Source organism: Stenotrophomonas pavanii (genome assembly GCF_900101175.1).
Taxonomy (GTDB): domain Bacteria; phylum Pseudomonadota; class Gammaproteobacteria; order Xanthomonadales; family Xanthomonadaceae; genus Stenotrophomonas; species Stenotrophomonas pavanii.
Genome location: NZ_FNFQ01000001.1, coordinates 327,097 through 348,651 on the forward strand (window position 1 = coordinate 327,097; position 21,555 = coordinate 348,651).

Here is a 21,555-nt window from a genome sequence, read left to right on the forward strand (position 1 = left end):
TTCAGGCACATCCTTCAATCAGTTCAATCGCATCGCTGGTTCCCCAGTACATCCGGGTAACCTTCCCTTCAAACAGTTCCACGCGGATACCCAGGTCCGAACCGGGGTCCTGCCAGGTGAGGTACTCGCCCTGGTCACCGTCGTAGGCATGCGGGCTGGATACCGGCGGCCTCGGGAACTGGGCCATGGCCTGGGCGCGGGTCATGCCGACGCGCAGGCCGAACGGACCGGGCTGCGGCGTGGGCGCGCCGCTCTCCGGATCCCGTCCGAGGTCGAAACGGACGACGCGATCTTCATCGGTCATCATCGACACGCCGGGCGGCAGCCCCTTGCCGTCGTAGTACTCGCAACTGCCGCCCATGGCTTCGACGGCGCCCTGTGCCGTCCACGGCCCGAGGGCCTGCAGATCGCTCATGTGCTGGCCGATCAGCACCTCGCCGGCATGGTCCAGCGCCACTGAGGCCACCGCGGGCGCATCATCGCCGTCCGTGCCTTCCACCGGTGGCGGATCGACAATCGGCGTGCGTGCGATCGGGTCGAGGTCGTCGTTGGCGGCCGGCTGCTGTGCCGGCTGCGTGGTGGCCCTGGCGGCCGGCGCCAGCACCGGCGGTTCCGGCGGCTGGCACGCGGCCAACCCCAGCGCCAGCAGCAGCACGCCACTGTTGCGCAGCAACGCGCTCACAGCACCAGCCCTTCGCGCGCGGCGATGGTGTGCACGTCCTTGTCGCCACGGCCGGACAGATTGCACAGCACGATCTGGTCACGCGGACGCTCGCGCGCCAGCTTGATCGCCTGTGCCAGCGCATGGCTGGACTCCAGTGCCGGCAGGATGCCCTCGGTATGCGCCAGCAGGTGGAACGCCTGCAGCGCTTCGTCATCGGTGATGCCGAGATAGCGGGCGCGGCCGGTGTCGGCCAGGAACGCGTGCTCCGGGCCAACGCCCGGATAGTCCAGGCCGGCCGACACCGAATGGGTCTCGATGATCTGGCCGTCGTCGTCGCACAGTACATAGGTGCGGTTGCCATGCAGCACGCCAGGGCGACCGGCAGCGATCGATGCGGCGTGGCGCCCGGTGCTGATGCCGTCACCGGCGGCCTCGGCACCGACGATCTCGACCTGGCGGTCGTTGAGGAAGGCATGGAACAGGCCGATGGCATTGCTGCCGCCACCGACGCAGGCGGTGATCGCATCGGGCAGGCGGCCATACTCGGCCAGCATCTGCTCGCGTGCCTCGCGGCCGACGATGGCATTGAAGTCGCGCACCATGCGCGGATAGGGATCCGGGCCGGCGACCGTACCGATGATGTAGAAAGTGTCCTGCACGTTGGTCACCCAGTCGCGCATCGCTTCGTTGAGCGCATCCTTCAACGTGGCCGAACCGGAAGTGACCGGCACCACCGTCGCGCCGAGCAGCTTCATGCGGTAGACGTTGATCTTCTGCCGCTCGATGTCGGTGGCGCCCATGTACACCACGCACTCCAGGCCCAGCCGCGCGGCAACGGTGGCGCTGGCCACGCCGTGCTGGCCGGCACCGGTCTCGGCGATGATGCGCTTCTTGCCCATCCGCGCCGCCAGCAGCGCCTGGCCGATGGTGTTGTTGATCTTGTGCGCGCCGGTGTGGTTCAGGTCTTCGCGCTTGAGCAGGATCTGCGCACCGCCCACATGGTCGCTCAGACGCTGGGCGTGGTAGATCGGGCTCGGCCGGCCCACGTAGTGGGCCAGGTCGCGGTCGTAGGCCGCCTGGAACGCCGGGTCCTGGCGGGCCTGGTCATAGGCCTGGGCGAGTTCCTGCAGCGGGCCGACCAGGGTTTCGGCGACGAAGCTGCCACCGTAGCGGCCGAAATGGCCGTGGGCATCCGGGAAGGCGTGGTAGTCGGCAATGGGGGAGGCAGACATGGAAGCGACCGCTGGTTCGAGACAGGTGGATACTCTAGCGCACGGTTCATGACCGGAAAATGGATATTATCTGGCGCATACCGTCAGGAAATCTCACATGAGCCGTTCCCTGCTACCACCGCTCAATGCGCTGCGCGCGTTCGAGGCCACCGCCCGTCTCGGCGGCGTTGGCCGCGCCGCGCAGGACCTGCATGTCACCCACGGCGCGGTCAGCCGGCAGCTGAAACTGCTGGAAGACCACCTCGGCCTGGCACTGTTCCAGCGCGCCGGTCGTGGCCTGCGCCTGACCGCTGCGGGCACGCGCCTGCAGGCAGCATGCAGCGACGCGTTCGGCGGCATCGAAGACTGCGTGCGGGAACTGCGGCGACCGGCGGCGGCCCCGGCGCTGGTGCTGGGCTGCAGTGGCAGCGTGCTGGCACGCTGGATGATCCCGCGCCTGCCTGCGCTGCAGGCCGCCCTGCCCGGCGTGCGCCTGCAGTGGTCGGCACTGGATGGCAGCTTCACCGAGGCGCAGGCAGCGCTGGATGCGGTGCTGCTGCTGGCCCAGGGGCCGTGGCCGCGCGGTTGGCAGGTGCGTGAGCTGGCGCCGGAACGGGTTGGCGTGGTGGTGGCGCCATCGCATCCGGCTGCGCAGCGCCTGCGACATGTACCGCCCTCGGCACTGCTGCAGGAGACGCTGCTGCACACCAGCTCACGACCGCAGGCGTGGCCAGCGTGGGCGCAGGCACAGGGTCTGGACGTGTCGAAGCTGCAACTGGGCAGCGCGTTCGAACATCTCTACTACTTGCTGGAAGCCGCCGTGGCCGGGTTGGGCCCGGCGATCGCACCGGAGCCACTGGTGGCCGAGGACCTCGCCGCGGGACGGCTGATCGCCCCGTGGGGATTTGCAGCCACCGGTGGCTTCTGGGTGCTGGCACGGCCGGATGGCCCTGCCGATGCGCGCGTGGACGCGGTGGCCGATTGGGTGGCCGCGCAACTGCGCTGAGAGGAGGCCCGCGCGGCATCACCGCCCGGAGCCCGCAGCCCGGGCCTGAGCGACCGCTTGTCGCAATCCGTTGCTGCTCCTCGCGCACCTGCTGCAGGCGCAACGGGCCTCCCAGCAGATGGGCACTGGCCTGCTCCAGCGACGCCGGGGCCTGGGCCAGGTCAGCCGAGTGCGGAAGCCCGGCGTCGTGCCCATCACGAAGGCCTTGCCATCCTGCACCGCCATGCTCTGCAGCTTGTCGGCCCCGTCGATGCCGTTCTGCTTTGCATGCAGGGGGATAGTGCAGCTGCGGCAGGTTGACGGCCCTGCACACGCCCCGCCGCGAGGGCAGCAATGGTCTGGCAAGCAACGATTCCATCGGCGGCCAGTGCCTGCTGTTTCCGCAACGCGATCACCGCTTCGCCGGTGTGGTCACCGAAACGGCCGTCGTCTGACGATCACGCACGCTGAGCCGGTCGAGGGACCGCTGCTGGGCCTGCACGTCGTTGCCACGCAGCCCCCTGCTTGATCACCTGGCTGGCCGCCGCGTTGGACGCAGTCGGCTGGCCAGTAGCGGCAGGCCGGGACAGCGCGGTTCACCCTTGCCATGCAGCGGCGCGGAGCAGGAATTCGGAGTTCAGTGTCAGCGCAGCAACGATGCGGGTGCTTCCGCCGTCCCGGCATCCGCCTGGACGGATGGTGACTTCCGCGCGCAGTGTGCTTCGACGTGGGTCACTCCAGAACCGCGCAATCGGCCCGGCGCACTTCTTCGACAAAGGTGCGCATCCTGTAGCCGTCCTTGATCCCCGGCTCCAGCTCGATGCCACTGGAGACATCCACGCCCCACGGCAGGGTGGCCAGCACCGCGTCATAGACGTTTTCCGGGTTCAGGCCGCCGGCAAGCAGGAACGGCCGATGCAGGCCGGTCGGGATCCGTCCCCAGTCGAACGCCACGCCGGTACCGCCACCGCCGCCCGGCGCGTGGCTGTCGAACAGGAAGCCCGCGGCGCTGGGGTAGCGCAGCTGCAGCGTGCGGGCGTTGATCTCTTCACGCCCGCCCATGGCGATCGCCTTCAGGTAGGGCATGTTGAAGCTGCGGCAGAAGCTCTCGTCTTCCTCGCCATGGAACTGCAGCAGGGTCGGGCGCACCGTGCGCAGCACCTCGCGCACCTCTTCCTTGCTGTTGTTGCGGAACAGTGCCACCACGTCGACCATCGGTGCGATCGCCTGGCGCATCGCGCGTGCCTCGGCCGGGGCGACCCGGCGGCTGCTTTCACGGGCGAAGATGAAACCCACCGCGTCCACGCCCAGTTCGCCGGCCAGGCGGACGTCGCCGGCCCGGGTCATGCCACAGAACTTGATGCGCGTGCGGTAGTAGGAGCGGCTCATAGCGTGACCTCGGCGGGCAGATGCCAGTTGTCGGGGTACAGGGGCCCAAGGAACACCAGGCCCTGCGGCGGTGCGGTGGGACCGGCTACGGTGCGATCGCGCCCGGCCAGCAGTTCGGCGATCCATTCCACCGGCTTCTCGCCACTGCCCACCAGGATCAGCGATCCGACGATATTGCGGACCATGTGATGAAGGAATGCATTGCCCTGCACGGCGACCTCGATCACCTCGCCCTGGCGGGTGACCTGCAGTGACTGCAGTTCGCGCCGCGCATGCAACGCCTGGCACTGCACCGAGCGGAACGCGCTGAAGTCGTTCTCGCCGAGCAGGGCCTGGCCGGCAGTGTGCATCAGCGTCTCGTCCAGCGCGCGGCGCTCCCAGCTGAGCGTCTGCCGCTGCAGCGCCGGCCGCACCTCGCGGTTGAGCAGGCGGTAGCGGTAGCGGCGCGCACGCGCCGAGAAACGGGCATGGAAGTCGTCGGCCACCGGCACGCACCAGCGCACCGCGACTGAGCGTGGCAGGCGGGTGGTGGTGCCCAGCATCCAGGCGCGCGGATCACGCGCCACGTCCGTATCGAAATGCACGACCTGGCACTGGCCGTGCACGCCGGCGTCGGTGCGGCCGGCACAGACCACCTGCAGCGGCGCGTCTGCGACCGACGACAGCGCCTGCTCCAGGCTGGCCTGCACGCTGGGGCCACCCTCGCCCAGGTTCTGCCAGCCCCTGAAATCGCTGCCGTCGTACTCGACGCCAAGCGCGTAACGCATGTGCTACCTCGATGTTGCGGGTGGGGCGGCGCTCAGGCCGGGTCGCGTTCGGACCAGACCGCCAGTTCGTTGCCACCAGGCTCGGCGAACTGGAAACGGCTGCCCCCGGGGAAGGAAAACACCGGCCGCACGATCTCACCGCCGGCATCGCGCACCGCCGCTTCGATCGGCGCAAGCTGGTCGGCGTACAGCACCAGCAGCGGCGCACCGCAATCGCTGGCACGCTGTGGCTGGCCGCGGAAGAAGCCGCCCTGCAGGCGGCCGTCGTCGAAGGCGGTGTAGTCGCTGCCGTAGTCGACGAACGACCAGCCGAATGCCCTCTCGAAAAAGGCGCGACTGGCCGCAGGATCCGTCGAGGCGAATTCAACATAGTCGATGCGGCGCTCGCGGCTCATGGCAGGGTCCTTGTGGGCGGAATCGGTCACGGCAGCCGGGCCAGCAATTCGCGGGCCTGGGCCTGGCAGTGCAGGTCGCCGCCGTCTGCGACTTCCTGCAGCAGCGTACGCGCGGTCTGGGCATCGCCCAGGTCGAGATAGGCGATGGCCAGTTCCAGGCGCTCCTGCCCGGCCCGTGGTGTCCAGCCGGCATCACCGGCCGATGCAGCAGTGCCTTGTTCATGCACCGGTGCGGCCGGCGCGTCCTCCGGCACCGTCGGCGCATCCTCGCTTCCAGGATGCTCGGCCGGCAGGTCGAACACGCCGCGGAACTGCGGCTGCTGCTCGGCGTGCAGCGCGTAGTCCGGCACGGCCACCTCGTCAGCGGCCGCGTGCGCGACCGGCTCATCCTGCACGGCGTCGGCCGGCACGGAGTCGTCCTGCGTGGCCGCCGGCTCATCCCAGCGCGGCAGCTCGGTCACTGCCTCGGGCAGCGCCACCACCTCGTCATCGCGCAGCGTCTGCGCCTGCCAGTCCGCCTGTGCGTCCAGGTCGGCAGCGGAGGCGGCAGCCACTTCATCCTGCGCCGCGCGCTCGCTCGCCCAGGCCGGCATCGCCGGCTCCTGGCGCGCCTCCTCGGTCGCCACCGAGGACCATGAGGACTGCTCGGCCAGTGTATCCAGCGCAGCGCCCGCCGGAACCGCAGCGGCCAGGCCGGCGGCATCGTCTTCTTCGCGCAGCGGCGGCAGCGGCGACGGCTTGCGTCGACGCAGCAGCCAGGCCGCGCCAGCCGCCAGCAGCAGCACCGGCAGCCCCAGCCAGTACCACGGTGTTGCCGCATCGCGGGCACCCGGTGCCTGCGCCAGGCGCTGCTGCGCGGCGGCCAGGTCGTTGTCCTTCATCGCGATCAGCGACTGCTGCTGTTCCTTGAGTTTTTCCAGGTCGGCCACGCGCTGCTTGAGCTCGCCGATCTCGGCATCGCGGGTCGCGATGTCCTCGCGTGCCTGGCGCAGTTGTTCGTTGCCCAGCATGTCACCCTCGCTGCCGGCTGCAGTGCCGGTGGTTGTGCCCGCATGCGCGGCGTCGGAGGCCAGCGCCGGAGCGATTTCAAGTCGTGCCCCATTGGCCGCAGCCGGGGAAGAAGCGTTCGCGGTCGCCGCCGTGGCGGCCGGGGCGACGCTGCCCGCCGGTTGCGGCACGGTGCGCGCCTGCCGCCACTGTGCGGCATGCTCACGCACCAGCGCGGCGGCCTCGGCGGCATCGACGGCCGCCAGTGCATCGCTACCGGGCATGCGCAGCACGGCGCCCTGTCTGAGCAGGTTGACGTTGCCGCGGATGAAGGCTTCCGGGTTGGCCCGCAGCAGGGCGATCATCGCGCGGTCGCGGCTGACCTGGTTGCCGCGGGCCACCGCGCTGGCGATCTGCGACAGGGTCTGCCCGCGCTGGACGGTGACGCTGCCATCGGCCGCCGGCGCCGTGACCGGCGCAGCCGCTGCACGGGGGAGCGGAGCGGGCACCGGCGCAGCGGCGGTGGACGGTGCAGGCGCGCGGGCGTCGTCCGCAGGGGCAGGCGCCGCGGTCGGCTCGCGCGCGATGGTGTTGGACAGGCTGCCGGCCGGCGCGACGATTTCCGGTTCGGCCACCGCCAGTGCACTGGAGGGTGCATCGACCAGCGCCGAGTACTCGCGGACCAGCCGGCCCTGGCCCCAGTCGGCCTCGATCAGGAAGCTCAGCGACGGCGTCTCGACCGGCGTCTGCGAGGTCACCCGCACCACTGCCCTGCCCTGCGCGTTGCGGGTCAGCTCGAACTGCAGTTCGCTGACCAGCCCGGTCGGGCGCTGCAGGCCGACGCGTTCGAAGGTGACCGGAGAGGCCAGCGCGACACGCAGGTTCTCCAGCTCGGACGGATCGGCCGAGACCACCGGGATCTCGGCCAGCAGGGGCTGGCCCGGCTTGGACAGGACGCGGATGTCGCCCAGGCCCAGGGCCAGCGCCGAACTGCTGGCCAGGGCCAGCAGTGCAGTGGATAGATAGAGGAGCGGGCGCTTTGCGCCCCTGGCCCGTTTATTCATGGGCGACACTATAAAGCGTGCGGACCGGGGTCCGCACCCATCGAGGGGGACCTTCGGCAGTGCCGGCCGCTGGCCGGCAGACATGCACGTCCCCATCACGGCAATGCCGGCCAGCGGCCGGCACTACCGGTGAGGCAACCGCTGTGATCAACGCTGCTCGGCGGCGACCAGCTCGGCCAGCTGCACCGCGTTCAGGGCAGCGCCCTTGCGCACGTTGTCCGACACGATCCAGAGGTTGAGGCCGCGCGGGTGCGACAGGTCCTCGCGGATGCGGCCGACGTACACCGCGTCGGTGCCCGAGGCATGGGTGACCGGGGTCGGGTAGCCACCGGCCTCGTGGCGATCCACCACTTCGACGCCCGGCGACTGCTCCAGCAGCGCGCGCGCTTCGGCCACGGTGACCTTGTCGCGGGTCTCGATCGCCACCGACTCGGAGTGGCCGTAGAACACCGGCACGCGCACTGCGGTCGGGTTCACCAGGATGCTGTCATCGCCGAGGATCTTGCGGGTCTCCCAGATCAGCTTCATTTCTTCCTTGGTGAAGCCGTTGTCCTGGAAGTCATCGATGTGCGGGATCAGGTTGAAGGCGATCTGCACCGGGAAGCGCTGCGGATCGATCTCCTGGAAGCTCAGCAGCTGGCCGGTCTGCTTGCCCAGTTCCTCGGTGGCCGAACGACCACCGCCGGACACCGACTGGTAGGTGGAGACGTTGATGCGCTCGATGCCGTACTTGCGGTGCAGCGGCGCCAGCGCCACCAGCATCTGCATGGTCGAGCAGTTCGGATTGGCGATGATGCCGCGCGGACGGTTGGCGACCTGCTCCGGATTGACCTCGGACACCACCAGCGGCACGTCATCGTCGTAACGGAAGGCCGAGGAGTTGTCGATCACCACCGCGCCGGCGGCGGCGAACTTCGGTGCGTATTCCTTGGACACGCTGCCACCGGCCGAGAACAGCGCGATCTCGACGCCGGCCGGATCGAAGGTAGCCAGGTCCTGGACCTTGACCTTCTGGCCGTTGAACTCGATCTCGCCGCCGGCCGAACGCTCGGAGGCCAGGACGCTCAGGGTACCGACCGGGAAATCACGCTCGGCCAGGATCGACAACATGGTCTCGCCAACAGCACCGGTGGCACCGACGACGGCGACGTGGAAACTGCGCTGTGCATTGCTCATGGGGGAACTCTCACGAAAACGGGAATGGGGAAAAACACGCACGACAGCTGGGTTCGGGGAACCTCCTCAAGCGGGGCGCGCGGAGGTTCCCTATCGTTTCCCGGTTTTTTTGCCCAGCGTCACGCGCGCGGCCATCGCCGCGTCAGCGTTGATCGCGCTCGGCATCCGCGACGGGCCGCCGTCCAGGCCGAGCCCGGCAAGCAGATTATCCACGGCCAGCTGTACCATCGCCGTGCGCGTGGCCAGCGAGGCACTGCCGATGTGCGGGGTCAGCACCACGTTGCGCAGCGCCAGCAGTTCCGGGCGCACCTTCGGCTCGCCCTCGTACACGTCCAGGCCAGCGGCAGCCAGGCGTCCGTTGGCCAGCGCGTCGGCCAGCGCGATCTCATCGACCAGGCCACCGCGGGCGATGTTCACCAGCGTTGCCGACGGCTTCATCTTCGCCAGCGCGGCGGCATCAATCAGGTGGTGCGAGGCCGGGGTATACGGCAGCACCAGCAGCAGGTGGTCGGACTGTGCCAGCAGCGTGTCCAGGTCCACATAGGTTGCGCCCACTTCCGCTTCGGTCGCCGCCGGCAGCTGCGAACGATTGTGGTACAGCACCTTCATGCCGAAACCGTGCGCGCCGCGGCGGGCGATGCCCTGGCCGATGCGGCCCATGCCAAGGATGCCCAGCGTGCTGCCGTGGATATCGGCACCGAGCATGGTCTGGAACGACCACTGCTGCCACTGGCCGTCGCGCAGCCAGCGCTCGGATTCAGTGATGCGGCGCGCGGTGGCCATCAGCAGCGCGAAGCCGAGATCGGCGGTGGTTTCGGTCAGGACATCCGGCGTGTTGCTGGCCAGGATGCCGGTCGCACTGAGCGCGTCGACATCCAGGTTGTTGTAGCCGACGCCGACATTGGCGATCACCTGCAACTGCGCGGCGTCGGCCACCTGGGCCGCACCGATGCGCTCGTTGAGGGTGATGATCGCGCCGTCGGCGCGGGCCAGCTGTCCGGCGATCTGGTCCGGCGACCAGGCGGTGACGGTGTCGGTGCCGCGCAGCTGCACGCGATCGCGCAGCGGCGCGATGGCCGCGTCGATCAGCGGCTGGCTCACCCACACGGTCGGCCGCGTGTCAGCCATCGATCTGCCCGGGAATGCGCGGGGTGATCGTGCCGACATCGCCGCACTGCGCGCGGTGGCGCAATGCCTGGTCCATCAGCACCATCGCCACCATGGCCTCGGCGATCGGGGTGGCGCGGATGCCGACGCAGGGGTCGTGGCGGCCGGTAGTGACCACCTCGACCACGTTGCCAGACGTATCCAGCGACGGGCCCGGCAGGCGCAGGCTGGAGGTCGGCTTGAGGACGATGGACGCGACCACCGGCTGGCCGGTGGAGATGCCACCGAGGATGCCGCCGGCATGGTTGCTGGCGAAGCCCTGCGGGGTCAGCAGGTCGCGGTGTTCGGTGCCCTTCTGCGCGGCGCTGGCGAAACCGTCGCCGATCTCCACGCCCTTCACCGCGTTGATGCTCATCAGCGCGGCAGCCAGCTCACCGTCAAGCTTGCCGTAGATGGGTTCACCCCAGCCCGGCGGCACATTGTCGGCCACCACGTCCACGCGCGCACCGACCGAATCACCGGACTTGCGCAGCGCATCCATGTACGCCTCCAGCGCGGGCACCTGTTCGGCGTGCGGCCAGAAGAACGGATTGTCTTCCACGGCCGACCAGTCGAAACCGGCCGGGGTGATGTCGCCCAGCTGTGACAGGTAGCCACGCACGATGACGCCGAAGCGCTCGGCCAGCCACTTCTTGGCGATCACGCCGGCGGCCACGCGCATGGTGGTCTCGCGCGCCGAGGAACGGCCACCACCGCGCGGGTCGCGGATGCCGTACTTGTGCCAGTAGCTGTAGTCGGCATGGCCCGGGCGGAACTGCTGGCCGATGCTGGCGTAATCCTTGCTGCGCTGGTCGGTGTTGCGGATCAGCAGCGCGATCGGGGTGCCGGTGGTCAGGCCCTCGTACACGCCCGACAGGATCTCGACCTCGTCGGCCTCGCGCCGTGCCGAGGTGTGCCGGCTCTTGCCGGTGGCGCGGCGCTGCAGGTCGTGGGCGAATTCGGCCGCGTCCAGCGCCAGCCCCGGCGGGCAGCCATCGACCACGCAGCCGATGGCCGGCCCGTGCGACTCGCCGAACGTGGTGACGGTGAACAGCTTGCCGAACGAATTGGAGCTCACGGGCGCTGCGCCGCCAGTTCGGTGATGCGTGCGCTGTGGGCGATCAGCTCGCGGCATTCGACCGCGAAGATGCCCATCTGGCCGACCTTGAATTCGATCCAGGCGAAATCGACTTCAGGCAGCAGCTTGACCAGGTGCTGTTCGGATTCGCCCACTTCGCAGATCAGCAGGCCGTCTTCGCTCAGGTGCAGCGGCGCGTCACGCAGGATCTTCAGCACCAGGTCCAGGCCATCGTCACCGGCACGCAGGCCCATTTCCGGCTCGTAGGAGTACTCCTGCGGCAGGGCATCGGTCTCGTCGTTGGTGACGTACGGCGGATTGGTGACGATCAGGTCGTAGTGGCGGCCGGTCAGGCCGTTGAACAGGTCCGACTTGATCAGGGTGACGTTGTGCGCCTGCAGGCGCTCCTTGTTTTCTTCGGCCAGCGACAGTGCATCGTCGCTCAGGTCGACGCCGTCCACTTCCCAGTTCGGGTAGTAGTGGCCCATGGCGATGGCGATGCAGCCCGAACCGGTGCACAGGTCCAGCGCACGGCTGACATCGCGGCCGGCCAGCCACGGCTCGAAGCCGCATTCGATCAGTTCGGCGATCGGCGAGCGCGGTACCAGGGCGCGCTTGTCGCTCTTGAAGCTCAATCCTGCAAACCAGGCCTCACCGGTCAGGTAGGCGGCCGGGATGCGTTCATCGATGCGGCGCTGGAACAGCTCCAGCACGCGCAGCTTTTCGGCCTGCAGCAGGCGCGCCTGGCCGTAGGCCGGGCCCAGATCGTGCGGCAGGTGCAGGCTGTGCAGCACCAGCTGGGTCGCCTCGTCCAGCGCGTTGTCATAGCTGTGCCCGAAGGTCAGCCCGGCTTCGTTGAAACGGCTGGTGCCGTAGCGGATCAGATCGATGATCGTGTGGAGTTCGGCGGCCGTTTCAGCGGTCATGGCGGTACTGCGGGCAAAGTGGCCCCCGATTATAGGGGCTGGCGCCGGCGGCGGCATCCGTTGCGGCGGAAACGATCCGGCCTCACCCGGTATGATGGAGCCCATTTCGCGCGGGAGCCTCCATGTTCAATCGCAACGCCGGCATCATCCTGCTGATCGCCCTGGCGGCGGGACTGGGCCTGCTGGCCGCCCAGCAGGTGTTCGCGCCGAAGCCGCCGGCCAACGCCCCGGCCACCGAAGCCATCACCCTGTACCCCACGCCGCGAGAGCTGCCCGACTTCAACCTGACCCAGTCCGACGGCACCCGGCTGATCCCGGGCGAGCTGAAGGGCCACTGGACCCTGGTGTTCCTCGGTTTCACCTTCTGCCCCGACGTCTGCCCGACCACCCTGGCCGAACTGGCCGGCGCGCAGAACCAGTGGGAAGCCCTGCCCGACAGCCTGCGCCCGCGCGTGCTGTTCATCTCGGTCGACCCGGACCGCGACAGCGCCACCCGCCTCGGCGAGTACGTGCACGGCTTCCACAAGGACACCCTGGCCGCCACTGCTGACGTTCCCTCGCTGGAGCGCTTTGCCACCTCGCTGGGCTTCGTGTTCCAGAAGGTGCCGGGCAAGCATTTCGACGAGAACCCCGAGGATTACACCGTCGAGCATTCGGCCAGCCTGGCCGTGCTCGACCCGCAGGGCCGCCTTGCCGGCCTGGTACGCCCCCCGTTCAACGCGCCGGCGATCGCCCGCGACCTGCAGAAGCTGACCGAGAAAACCGCCCCATGAGCCTCACCACCGCCCTGACGTACGCCCTGCCCCACCGCCTGCTGTCTTCGATGGCGCGTTCGCTGGCGTACTCGGACGATCCGCGCGTGTCGCGCTGGCTGATCGACACGGTCACCCGCAAGTTCAACGTGAACCTGGACGAAGCGGCCAACCCGGACCCGCGCAGCTATGCGACCTTCAACCAGTTCTTCACCCGCGCGTTGAAGCCGGGCGCCCGCGTGGCCGACGCCGATCCGCGCAGCCTGGTGATGCCGGCCGACGGCAGGATCAGCCAGCTCGGCAGGATCGAGGCCGGCCGCATCTTCCAGGCCAAGGGCCAGTCGTTTACTGCCGCCGAACTGCTGGGCAGCGCCGAGGATGCCAAGCCTTACAACGATGGCCTGTACGCCACCGTGTACCTGTCCCCGCGCGACTACCACCGGGTGCACATGCCGTGGACCGGCATCCTGCGCGAGACCGTGCACGTGCCGGGGCGCCTGTTCAGCGTCGGCCCGGCGGCGGTCAACGGCGTGCCTCGCCTGTTCGCACGCAACGAGCGCCTGGTCTGCCATTTCGACACCAGCTTCGGGCCGATGGCCAGTGTGATGGTGGGTGCGCTGCTGGTGTCCGGCGTGGAAACCGTCTGGAGCGGCGAGGAGATTCCGCACTACGGCGATCGCATCACCCGCAAGGACTACCGCGGCCAGGGCATCAGGCTGGAGCGTTTCGCCGAGATGGCGCGCTTCAACTACGGCTCGACCGTGATCGTGCTGCTGCCGCCGGGCGTGGCCGAGTTCGCCCCGCACCTGGACGCCGAAAGCCCGGTGCAGCTGGGCCAGGCGCTGGCGAAGCTGCGCTGAGGCTTCGGGAGTGCCGGCCACTGGCCGGAATCTCCGTTGATCCAATGCGTCGGGCATTGCCGGCCAGCGGCCGGCACTACCGGTGCGCGCGTTACTGCAGGGCCGGGGCCGGGCCGACGTCCATGCCGTCGTAGTCCTCCACGCCCTTTTCCTTGGCCAGCGCTGCGAATTCCTGGTTGCGGCGATCCAGCGACGCTTCGTCGTGGATTTCCACGCGCTCCACGTGCAGCACGTGGAACGGCGCGTCACCCTCTTCCGGCTCCTGCTCGAACAGTTCCACGAAGGTGTAGCCCTGCGCCTGCAGGTGCCCGGCCAGTGCCTGCAACGGCTCAGCGGTGGAGTGCACGAAGAAGTAGCCCCACAGCAACGGGCCGTTGATGTCCCAGTCGGTGTTTTCGCGGAGGTTGGCGAACAGGTTGCGGGTGTCTTCGAGATCCATGTGGGTTCCAGGGGTCGGGGGGATTACTTGTCGCAGCCCTGCAGCTTCAGCGTCTGGCCATGGCGCAGGCTGTAGGCCGGCGCCTTCAGGCCGTTGGCGCGGGCCAGCGTCGGCACGTCGCACTGGAACTTCGCCGCGATGGCACCCAGGGTTTCACCGCGGCCCACCTTATGGCTGCGCACCGGCTTTGGCCGCGCAGCCGGTGCCGGGCGTGGCGTCGACACCGGCGCCACCGGCGCGGTCGGCACGCTGGTGGAGGCCGCCGCATCGGCCACCGGCACCACGCCGCCCACCGCCACGCTGCCGGTGTAGCTGGCCGCGGTCGGGCGCTTGATCGCAGCATTCAGATCGGCGGTGATCAGGGTGCGGGCCAGGTCGGCACGCGGGCCACTGATGCAGTTGCGCTGGTACAGGCCAGCGATGCGGGTGGTGGCATTGATCAGGGTGCCGGCCGGGATCCAGCCATCGGCTTCATAGCGCGGGTTGAGGTTGCGCAGCGCGCGCATGTAGCCGTCGCGGGTGCCGTGGCTGCCCAGGCAGATGGTCAATTCGTAGATGGTGGTGGACTTGGCCAGGCGCAGCGTGGCCGGCTGCGCGCTGATCTTCGGGAACTCCACGCCATACTGCTGCGGGTGCAGGAAGATCCAGGCCGCGGCAATCACCATCGGCACATAGTCCTTGGTTTCACCCGGGAACTGGTTGTAGACGCTGTCGGTCCAGAAGCTCTGGCCGGCGCTCTGCTTGAACACGCGTGCGGCACGGCCTTCACCACCGTTGTAGGCGGCCACCGACATTTCCACGTTGTTGTTCAGTTCGCGCAGGCGTTCGTTGAGGTAGCTGGCGCTGGCTTCGGCGGCACTGCGTGCATCGAAGCGGGTGTCGAACCCGGTGCCGTCCGGGCCGAGGCCGAAGCGGCGGCCGGTGGCCGGCATGAACTGCATCAGGCCGGCGGCGCCGGCGCGCGAGGACGCATGCACGCGGCCGTTGGATTCCTTGGCCATGATGCCGAACAGCAGTGCTTCGGGCAGGCCGCGCTTTTCCCACTCCGGCCACATCACCGCGCGCAGGTTCTGGTAGTTCTCGTAGCTGGTCAGCAGCGCCGGGCGCATGTCGGTCAGCCAGCGGCGGATGCCGGCCTGCACCGCCGGGTTGTATTCGACCATGCTGTCGAAGGCGTGCCGCTTGTCGTTCAGCAGCGCGGCAGCGCGCGCGGCCTCGGGCACGTCCGCGGTGAGCGGGCCGATGTGGTCGGGGTCGGCTTCCAGGCGGTCACCGCCCTCGTCGGCCACCTCATCGCTGGCGGCCGCATCGGCGTCGTGCTTGAGCAGGCGCTTGTAGCTGGCCAGCAGGGTGCCCATCTGGCAGCCCTTCTGCTTCACGCAGTCGTTGAGGACATCTTCCATGTCCTCCAGCGCGGCATCGGCCTCGTTGCTGCCCTTGGGATCGGCATTGGAGACCAGCAGCAGGGCGTCGCTGTAGCGCTTCTCGGCGGCGGTCATGCGCTGCTGCAGCGCATCCACCTTCACCTTGTCCCGGGCCGAAACCCGCTGTGCGTGGGCGTCGGGCGCCAGGGAAACCAGGCCGGCCAGGGCCAGCAGCGGCCAACCGCGGGAAATCAGGACAGGAACGGGCATTGATGGCACTGTGTGCGAAACAGGCAGGCAGAGTAGCGGCGCCGCCAAGGTCCGGGCAAGCCGACCTTCGGACCGTCACTGCCGGCGGTTAACATTGGGCTATTCATCACAAGGGCTGGACCATGGATCCGATTCTGCTCGGCAAAGGCATTACCGACGATATTGCCGTCACCCTGCTGCCGAAACTCGGCAACCGCCACGGCCTGGTGGCCGGCGCCACCGGCACCGGCAAGACGGTGACCCTGATGACGCTGGCCGAGGGGTTTTCGCGACTGGGCGTGCCGGTGTTCCTGGCCGATGTGAAGGGCGATGTGTCCGGCCTGGCGGTGCCCGGCAGCGGTGCCGAGAACCTGCTGCAGCGTGCCGCCGAGATCGGCGTGGCCGACTATGCGCCGGCCGCCAGCCCCGCCATCTTCTGGGACCTGTACGGCAAGCTCGGCCATCCGGTGCGCACCACGGTCAGCGAGATGGGCCCGACCCTGCTGGCGCGCATCCTCGAATTGAACGACACCCAGGCCGGCGTGCTCGACATCGTGTTCAAGCTGGCCGACGACCGCGGCCTGCTGCTGCTGGACATGGACGACCTGCGCGCCCTGCTCGGCCTGGTCGCCGAGGAGCGCAAGGACATCTCCACCGAGTACGGCCTGGTCAGCGCGCCGTCGATCGCCGCGATCCAGCGTTCGGTGCTGCGCCTGGCACAGGACGGTGGCGAGCATTTCTTCGGCGAACCGGCGCTGGAGCTGGCCGACATCATGCGGGTCAACCACGACGGCCGCGGCGTGATCGGCATCCTTGCCGCCGACCAGCTGGTACTCAAGCCCAAGCTGTACTCCACCTTCCTGCTGTGGCTGCTGTCGGAGCTGTTCGAGCAGCTGCCGGAAGTGGGCGACCTGGACAAGCCGAAGCTGGTCTTCATCTTCGACGAGGCGCACCTGCTGTTCGATGACGCACCGCCGTCGCTGGTGCAGCGCATCGAGCAGGTGGTGCGGCTGATCCGCTCCAAGGGCGTGGGCGTGTACTTCTGCTCGCAGTTCCCCGACGACGTCCCGGGCAACATCCTTGGCCAGCTCGGCAACCGCGTGCAGCACGCGCTGCGTGCGTTCACCCCGCGTGACCAGAAGGCGGTGAAGACCGCGGCCGAGACGTTCGTGCCGAACCCGAAGCTGGACGTGGCCAAGGTGCTGAGCCAGCTCGGCACCGGTGAGGCACTGGTCTCCACGTTGCAGGACAAGGGCATCCCGATGCCGGTGCAGCAGACCCTGATCGCGCCGCCGCGCTGCAGGATGGGCCCGATCACCGAGGCCGAGCGCGCCCAGGTGCGTGCCGGCAGCCCGGTCGGCAGCCGCTACGACACCGCGGTCAACCGCGAATCGGCCGCCGAGCTGCTGGCCCAGCGCGCGCAGAAGAGCGTCGAGAAGGCACAGGCGCCGGCCGCGCGCAGCCGCGAGCAGGACGACGCACAGGAAGGCGGGTTCGGCCAGGCGATCAAGGACGCGATCTTCGGCACCAAGCGCCGCCAGGGCATGATCGAAACCATGGCCAAACAGACCACGCGCACCGTCGGTACCAAGCTGGGCAACCAGATCGTGCGCGGCATCCTCGGCGGCATCTTCGGCGGCAAGCGCTGATCTGCCACGGCCGGGGTCAGAGCCCTTTCCGCTGGAAAGGGATCTGACCCCGCTTCCCGTTCGTCATCCAGAAAAGAAGCCGTATTGCATGTCGCGTTGGCGTCCCCCCGCAGAAAAAAGCACGGCCCTGATCACCGCCTCCGGGCATGCGCGGCTGAAGGCCGAACTGGACGAGCTGTGGCGCGTGCGCCGTCCGGAGGTGGTGAAGGCACTGGCCGCCGCCGCCGCAGAAGGCGACCGTTCCGAGAACGCCGAATACACCTACCGCAAGAAACAGCTGGGCGAGATCGACCGCCGGGTTCGCTACCTGACCAAGCGGCTGGAATCGCTGCGCGTGGTCGATACCACGCCAACCGATCCACAGGCGGTGTTCTTCGGTGCGTGGGTGGAACTGGAGAACGTGGACAGCGGCGATACCAGCCGCTACCGCATCGTCGGGCCGGATGAAACCGATGCCGGCCTGGGCTGGATCAGCATCGATTCGCCCCTGGCCAGGGCACTGCTGAAGAAGCGGCTGGACGATGAGTTCTCGGTGGAGCTGCCCGGCGGCCAGTTCACCTTTGCGGTGATCGGGGTCGAGTACGCGCCGTTGTAGAGTCGACTGTCGGTCGACTAGCGCGCGAAGCGCGGCACAAACCTCCGCAGCCGGACGGCAAACGCACCGCGATCCTCATCGCCGCTGATGACTCGCCGGAGCCATCTGTCAGGCGTCCACGGCCTCGGAACGAAGCGCAGTCGACTGACAGTCGACTCTACATGGCCCCGTGCAATGGTGGCGGGTACGTGCGCCCCGCACGCAGCGGGCGGAAGTAGTCGGCATTGCGATAGAAGGCGGAATCCTGCACGTCGTGCCAACCCGGGATTCCAGCCAACGGCAGCGGACGCAGCTGCAAGGGATCGGTCACTGCCCGGCCCTCGGCGATGGCCGCGGTCACCGCGTCAACACAGGCCGCATCGGCATCGCTTTGCACCACCACGCACTTGCCCACCAGCAATCGCCCCGGCAGCAGCGCCTGCTCCATCAGCGCATGCCCGAACACCGCCACGATGGCGATGTCGCCGCTGTGCCAGCGCATCGGCTCGAACACTGCAGGCCAGTCATGCCCATCCCACGCGCGCAGCATCGTGCCATCGCGCACACGCACGATCACGCCGGTCTCGTCGAACTGGGTCAGGGCGGCCTGCGCACGGTTGCGCTGGCCGGGTGGCATGGCCTCGATATGCCGGCACTGCTGCACGTTGAGCGCACGTTTCAGCTGCGGGTAGGCAGCCCACACCAGCGCATTGAACAGGTCGTGCCAGTTGTCGGCGCGGGTGGCGATGCACCCCCGCGCGATGCGGGTTTCGTAGTGCAGCCCATCGGCCAGCAGCGCGGCATCCTGTTCGACCAGGCGCTTGCCCGGCACGGCCAGGCGTGCATCCAGCGCCGCGACGGATGGCCATGCAGTGGCGTCCAGCAGGTCACGGAAGCCCTGCAAGCCGGCGAACAGCGGATGCTCGAAACGCCGTGCAGCCACCGCCGCACGTGGCGGCGGGACGAAGCGCCGTGAACCGCCGCCGTCCCCGGTGGCGGTCGGCGCCAGGGTCACAGCACCTTGAGGTCGAATGCCGGGCGGGTAGCGGCGGGCAGCGCGTCACCGTACAGGTCGTGCTCGTCGCTCTCGGTGATTTCCACGTCGACGAACTCGCCCACGCGCAGCGGCACCTGGTCGGCGTTCTGGATGTGCACCAGGCCATCGATCTCCGGCGCATCGGCCCTGGAACGGGCCACGGCGATATCGCCTTCGATGGCGTCGACCAGGCACTGCTGCACGGTGCCGATCCTGGCCTCCAGGCGTGCGGCGGAGATCTGCGCCTGCTTCTCCATGAAGCGGGCCAGACGCTCCTGCTTCACTTCCTCCGGCACCGCATCGGGCAGATCGTTGGCGGTGGCCCCCTCGACCGGCGAATAGGCGAACGCGCCGACGCGATCCAGCTGCGCTGCGTCGAGGAACGACAGCAGTTCTTCGAACTCGGCCTCGGTCTCGCCCGGGAAGCCGACGATGAAGGTCGAACGCACGGTGATGTCCGGCGCGATACGGCGCCAGTTCTGCACGCGCTCCAGGGTCTTCTCGACCGCGCCGGGGCGCTTCATCATGCGCAGGATGCGCGGGCTGGCATGCTGGAACGGGATGTCCAGGTACGGCAGGATCCGGTTCTCGGCCATCAGCGGCACGATCTCGTCCACGTGCGGGTACGGGTAGACGTAGTGCATGCGCACCCATGCATCGAGTTCGGACAGGCCTTCGCACAGCGCTTTCAGGCGGGTCTGGTAGGCCTTGTTGCGCCACATCTTCTCGGCGTACTTCACGTCCACGCCGTAGGCCGAGGTGTCCTGCGACACCACCAGCAGCTCACGCACGCCGCCACGCACCAGGCGCTCGGCTTCACGCAGCACCTCATCCACCGGGCGCGAGACCAGCTTGCCGCGCATCGACGGAATGATGCAGAAGCTGCACGTGTGGTTGCAGCCTTCGGAAATCTTCAGGTAGGCGTAATGGCGCGGGGTCAGCTTGATGCCGTAGTCGGGCACCAGGTCCACGAACGGGTCGTGCTTGGGCGGCAGTGCTTCATGCACCGCCTCCATCACGCTCTGGTAATCCTGCGGACCGGACACCGCCAGCACGTTGGGGTACGCCTCGCGGATCTGCTCCGGGCGCTTGCCCAGGCAACCAGTGACGATGACCTTGCCGTTCTGGTTCATCGCCTCGCCAATGGCATCCAGCGACTCGGTCACCGCCGAATCGATGAAGCCGCAGGTGTTGACCACCACCACGTCGGCCGAGTCGTAGGACGGGACGATGTCGTAACCTTCCGAGCGCAGCTGGGTGAGGATGCGCTCGGAATCGACGAGGGCCTTCGGGCAGCCAAGGCTGACGAAGCCGACTTTGGGGTTCAGCTGGGACATGGAATCGCGGGACTCTGGGGGCCTGGGCCCCTGCCGGCGTGGCAGGGGTTCCTGGGGGCCGGGGCCTGAAAGGGCGCCAGTATACCGGGGTTGGCGGCCATGCTCTGAACGGCCAGCCGCCCGATCACGCACAGCCGCTGACATCGTGCTAACCGGCACAGCACCGACAATGCAGCTCTGTTCCCAGCAACGAGGAAGATGACGATGGCCGAGTGGATCACCCTGGATACGCATCACGGCCCGGTACGGGCCTGGCAGGCCCTGCCGGACGGCAGCGCGCGTGGCGGCCTGGTGGTGGTGCAGGAGATCTTCGGCGCCAATCCGCACATCCGCAGCGTGGCCGAGCGCTTCGCGGCCGAAGGCTATGCGGTGCTGGCGCCTGCGTTCTTCGACCTGCTGGACGGCACCGACGCCGATCCGGACGCCCTGCCGTACGACGCCGAGGGCGTGAAGCAGGGCCTGGAACGGGTCGGCGCACTGGGCATGGAGCGGGCGCTGGAAGTGGTCCGGGCCGCCGCAACCCGGCTGGCCCCTCATGGCAAGGTCGGCACGGTCGGCTACTGCTGGGGCGGCACGGTGGCGTTGCTGTCGGCACTGCGCCTGGGGTTGCCGTCGGTCAGCTATTACGGTGGGCGCAACGTGCAGTTCCTCGACGAAGCGCCCAAGGCCCCGGTGATCTTCCACTTCGGTGCGCAGGACCGCAGCATCCCGCCGGAAGCGGTCCAGGCCCACCGTGAGAAACTGCCGCAGATGGCCACCTACGTCTATCCGGCCGACCACGCCTTCAACCGGGAGGTCGGACATGCGTATGATCCAGACAGCGCCGCCCTGGCGCTGCAACGCACCCTGGACTTCTTCTCGGAGCATCTTGGATGAGCGAATTCGAACTCGATTCACGCCTGGCCACCGATAGCGTACTGGTGGCGGAAGGACCGTTGTCGCAAGTGCGGCTGATGAACGACGAACGATTCCCCTGGCTGGTGCTGGTACCGCGCCTGGCCGGGGTGACCGAGTGGATCGAGCTGGATGGCGAGCAGCAGGACAAGCTGCGCACCGAGCTCAACCGCGCCTGCAAGGCCCTGAAAGGCTCCGACGGCGTGGAGAAGATCAACATCGGGGCGCTGGGCAACATCGTGCGCCAGCTGCACTTCCATGTGATCGGCCGCCATGACGGCGATCCGGCGTGGCCGGGCCCGGTCTGGGGCAGCGGCCCGGCGCATCGCTACGAGCCAGCGGCGCTGGACCAGCATGTCGCCTACTGGAAGGAACGGCTAGGATATCCGGCCCAGTCCTGAGCGTTTGCCGACCCGATGCGATTCAACCTCGTTGCCGCCGTCCTGCTGATCCTGATCGGCCTGTTCATGCTCGCCAGCAACCTCGGCTGGACGCACCTGAACCTGTCCAAGCTGCTGCTGACCTGGTGGCCGGTGGCACTGGTGGGCGTCGGCATTGCGATGCTGTTCGGTCGCGGCAAATAAGCAAAGGCGGCGCAAGCGCCGCCCTCTGC

General features: G+C 68.5%; 23 protein-coding genes. 9 read left to right on the forward strand and 14 right to left on the reverse strand.

Annotated features, from left to right (window positions below; genetic code table 11):
• Window position 1: 1 nt before the first annotated feature.
• Together BLS66_RS01610 and trpB are read right to left on the reverse strand one after the other, a co-directional pair.
• On the reverse strand, window positions 2-682 hold the full coding sequence (locus BLS66_RS01610; RefSeq protein ID WP_074724936.1) for a hypothetical protein: 681 nt from the start codon (window positions 680-682) through the stop codon (window positions 2-4).
• On the reverse strand, window positions 679-1,896 hold the full coding sequence (trpB, locus tag BLS66_RS01615; RefSeq protein ID WP_053460952.1) for a tryptophan synthase subunit beta: 1,218 nt from the start codon (window positions 1,894-1,896) through the stop codon (window positions 679-681). The genes BLS66_RS01610 and trpB overlap by 4 nt, the downstream gene beginning before the upstream one ends.
• Before the next feature lie 97 nt (window positions 1,897-1,993).
• Between trpB and BLS66_RS01620 the strand changes: the two genes are divergently transcribed.
• Both BLS66_RS01620 and BLS66_RS20705 read left to right on the forward strand, forming a co-directional pair.
• Window positions 1,994-2,881: a LysR family transcriptional regulator gene (locus BLS66_RS01620; RefSeq protein ID WP_074724937.1), complete on the forward strand. Its 888-nt coding sequence runs from the start codon at window positions 1,994-1,996 to the stop codon at window positions 2,879-2,881.
• A gap of 296 nt (window positions 2,882-3,177) precedes the next feature.
• A complete protein-coding gene (locus tag BLS66_RS20705; RefSeq protein WP_167357697.1) occupies window positions 3,178-3,315 on the forward strand; it encodes a hypothetical protein in 138 nt (45 codons plus the stop codon).
• A gap of 277 nt (window positions 3,316-3,592) precedes the next feature.
• On the opposite strand, the gene BLS66_RS01625 is transcribed toward BLS66_RS20705, so the two are convergent.
• The 8 genes from BLS66_RS01625 to prmB all read right to left on the reverse strand — a co-directional run bounded on the left by BLS66_RS01625 (window position 3,593) and on the right by prmB (window position 11,788).
• A complete protein-coding gene (locus tag BLS66_RS01625) occupies window positions 3,593-4,249 on the reverse strand; it encodes a phosphoribosylanthranilate isomerase (RefSeq protein ID WP_049414718.1) in 657 nt (218 codons plus the stop codon).
• Complete coding sequence (gene truA, locus BLS66_RS01630; protein WP_064238937.1) at window positions 4,246-5,016, reverse strand: tRNA pseudouridine(38-40) synthase TruA; 771 nt, start codon at window positions 5,014-5,016, stop codon at window positions 4,246-4,248. Before truA ends, BLS66_RS01625 begins: the two co-directional genes overlap by 4 nt.
• A gap of 32 nt (window positions 5,017-5,048) precedes the next feature.
• Window positions 5,049-5,411, reverse strand: coding sequence for a VOC family protein (locus tag BLS66_RS01635; RefSeq protein ID WP_074724938.1), 363 nt, complete (start codon window positions 5,409-5,411; stop codon window positions 5,049-5,051).
• A 26-nt stretch (window positions 5,412-5,437) separates the two neighbouring features.
• The gene (locus BLS66_RS01640) at window positions 5,438-7,462 is read right to left on the reverse strand and encodes a FimV/HubP family polar landmark protein (RefSeq protein ID WP_074724939.1); all 2,025 of its coding nucleotides are present in this window, start codon (window positions 7,460-7,462) and stop codon (window positions 5,438-5,440) included.
• Window positions 7,463-7,609: 147 nt separating this feature from the next.
• Complete coding sequence (locus BLS66_RS01645; RefSeq protein ID WP_053460962.1) at window positions 7,610-8,638, reverse strand: aspartate-semialdehyde dehydrogenase; 1,029 nt, start codon at window positions 8,636-8,638, stop codon at window positions 7,610-7,612.
• Window positions 8,639-8,728: 90 nt separating this feature from the next.
• On the reverse strand, window positions 8,729-9,766 hold the full coding sequence (locus BLS66_RS01650) for a 2-hydroxyacid dehydrogenase (RefSeq protein ID WP_074724940.1): 1,038 nt from the start codon (window positions 9,764-9,766) through the stop codon (window positions 8,729-8,731).
• Complete coding sequence (gene aroC / locus BLS66_RS01655) at window positions 9,759-10,862, reverse strand: chorismate synthase (protein ID WP_074724941.1); 1,104 nt, start codon at window positions 10,860-10,862, stop codon at window positions 9,759-9,761. Before aroC ends, BLS66_RS01650 begins: the two co-directional genes overlap by 8 nt.
• Entirely contained in the window at window positions 10,859-11,788 is a 930-nt protein-coding gene (prmB, locus tag BLS66_RS01660) for a 50S ribosomal protein L3 N(5)-glutamine methyltransferase (RefSeq protein WP_049470635.1), read from the reverse strand. Before prmB ends, aroC begins: the two co-directional genes overlap by 4 nt.
• A 122-nt stretch (window positions 11,789-11,910) precedes the next feature.
• Between prmB and BLS66_RS01665 the strand changes: the two genes are divergently transcribed.
• Together BLS66_RS01665 and asd are read left to right on the forward strand one after the other, a co-directional pair.
• Entirely contained in the window at window positions 11,911-12,561 is a 651-nt protein-coding gene (locus tag BLS66_RS01665) for an SCO family protein (RefSeq protein ID WP_053504827.1), read from the forward strand.
• Window positions 12,558-13,400 (forward strand): archaetidylserine decarboxylase, encoded by an 843-nt coding sequence (asd, locus tag BLS66_RS01670; protein ID WP_064238940.1) that lies wholly within the window; start codon window positions 12,558-12,560, stop codon window positions 13,398-13,400. The genes BLS66_RS01665 and asd overlap by 4 nt, the downstream gene beginning before the upstream one ends.
• A gap of 91 nt (window positions 13,401-13,491) precedes the next feature.
• On the opposite strand, the gene BLS66_RS01675 is transcribed toward asd, so the two are convergent.
• Together BLS66_RS01675 and BLS66_RS01680 are read right to left on the reverse strand one after the other, a co-directional pair.
• Window positions 13,492-13,839, reverse strand: a complete 348-nt coding sequence (locus tag BLS66_RS01675) for a ribonuclease E inhibitor RraB (protein WP_053460967.1) — start codon at window positions 13,837-13,839, stop codon at window positions 13,492-13,494.
• 23 nt (window positions 13,840-13,862) lie between these two features.
• Window positions 13,863-15,473 carry a transglycosylase SLT domain-containing protein gene (locus BLS66_RS01680; RefSeq protein ID WP_049470625.1) on the reverse strand — a complete coding sequence of 537 codons (1,611 nt, stop codon included), beginning with the start codon at window positions 15,471-15,473 and terminating at the stop codon, window positions 13,863-13,865.
• Between the two features lie 122 nt (window positions 15,474-15,595).
• On the opposite strand from BLS66_RS01680, the gene BLS66_RS01685 reads away from it, so the two are divergent.
• A complete protein-coding gene (locus BLS66_RS01685; RefSeq protein WP_074724942.1) occupies window positions 15,596-17,101 on the forward strand; it encodes a helicase HerA-like domain-containing protein in 1,506 nt (501 codons plus the stop codon).
• An 88-nt stretch (window positions 17,102-17,189) separates the two neighbouring features.
• Window positions 17,190-17,696, forward strand: a complete 507-nt coding sequence (greB, locus tag BLS66_RS01690) for a transcription elongation factor GreB (protein WP_049470619.1) — start codon at window positions 17,190-17,192, stop codon at window positions 17,694-17,696.
• A gap of 157 nt (window positions 17,697-17,853) precedes the next feature.
• On the opposite strand, the gene BLS66_RS01695 is transcribed toward greB, so the two are convergent.
• Window positions 17,854-18,690 (reverse strand): DUF3025 domain-containing protein, encoded by an 837-nt coding sequence (locus BLS66_RS01695; protein WP_074724943.1) that lies wholly within the window; start codon window positions 18,688-18,690, stop codon window positions 17,854-17,856.
• A complete protein-coding gene (gene rimO / locus BLS66_RS01700) occupies window positions 18,687-20,048 on the reverse strand; it encodes a 30S ribosomal protein S12 methylthiotransferase RimO (RefSeq protein ID WP_074724944.1) in 1,362 nt (453 codons plus the stop codon). Before rimO ends, BLS66_RS01695 begins: the two co-directional genes overlap by 4 nt.
• A gap of 204 nt (window positions 20,049-20,252) precedes the next feature.
• Here rimO and BLS66_RS01705 point away from each other — a divergent pair, with 204 nt between their 5' ends.
• The 3 genes from BLS66_RS01705 to BLS66_RS20710 are packed head-to-tail and all read left to right on the forward strand — an operon-like array spanning window position 20,253 to window position 21,526.
• Window positions 20,253-20,924, forward strand: coding sequence for a dienelactone hydrolase family protein (locus tag BLS66_RS01705; RefSeq protein WP_074724945.1), 672 nt, complete (start codon window positions 20,253-20,255; stop codon window positions 20,922-20,924).
• Window positions 20,921-21,343, forward strand: a complete 423-nt coding sequence (locus BLS66_RS01710; RefSeq protein WP_014037994.1) for an HIT domain-containing protein — start codon at window positions 20,921-20,923, stop codon at window positions 21,341-21,343. The genes BLS66_RS01705 and BLS66_RS01710 overlap by 4 nt, the downstream gene beginning before the upstream one ends.
• A gap of 15 nt (window positions 21,344-21,358) precedes the next feature.
• Window positions 21,359-21,526 carry a LiaI-LiaF-like domain-containing protein gene (locus BLS66_RS20710; RefSeq protein ID WP_005418011.1) on the forward strand — a complete coding sequence of 56 codons (168 nt, stop codon included), beginning with the start codon at window positions 21,359-21,361 and terminating at the stop codon, window positions 21,524-21,526.
• Window positions 21,527-21,555: the final 29 nt, after the last annotated feature.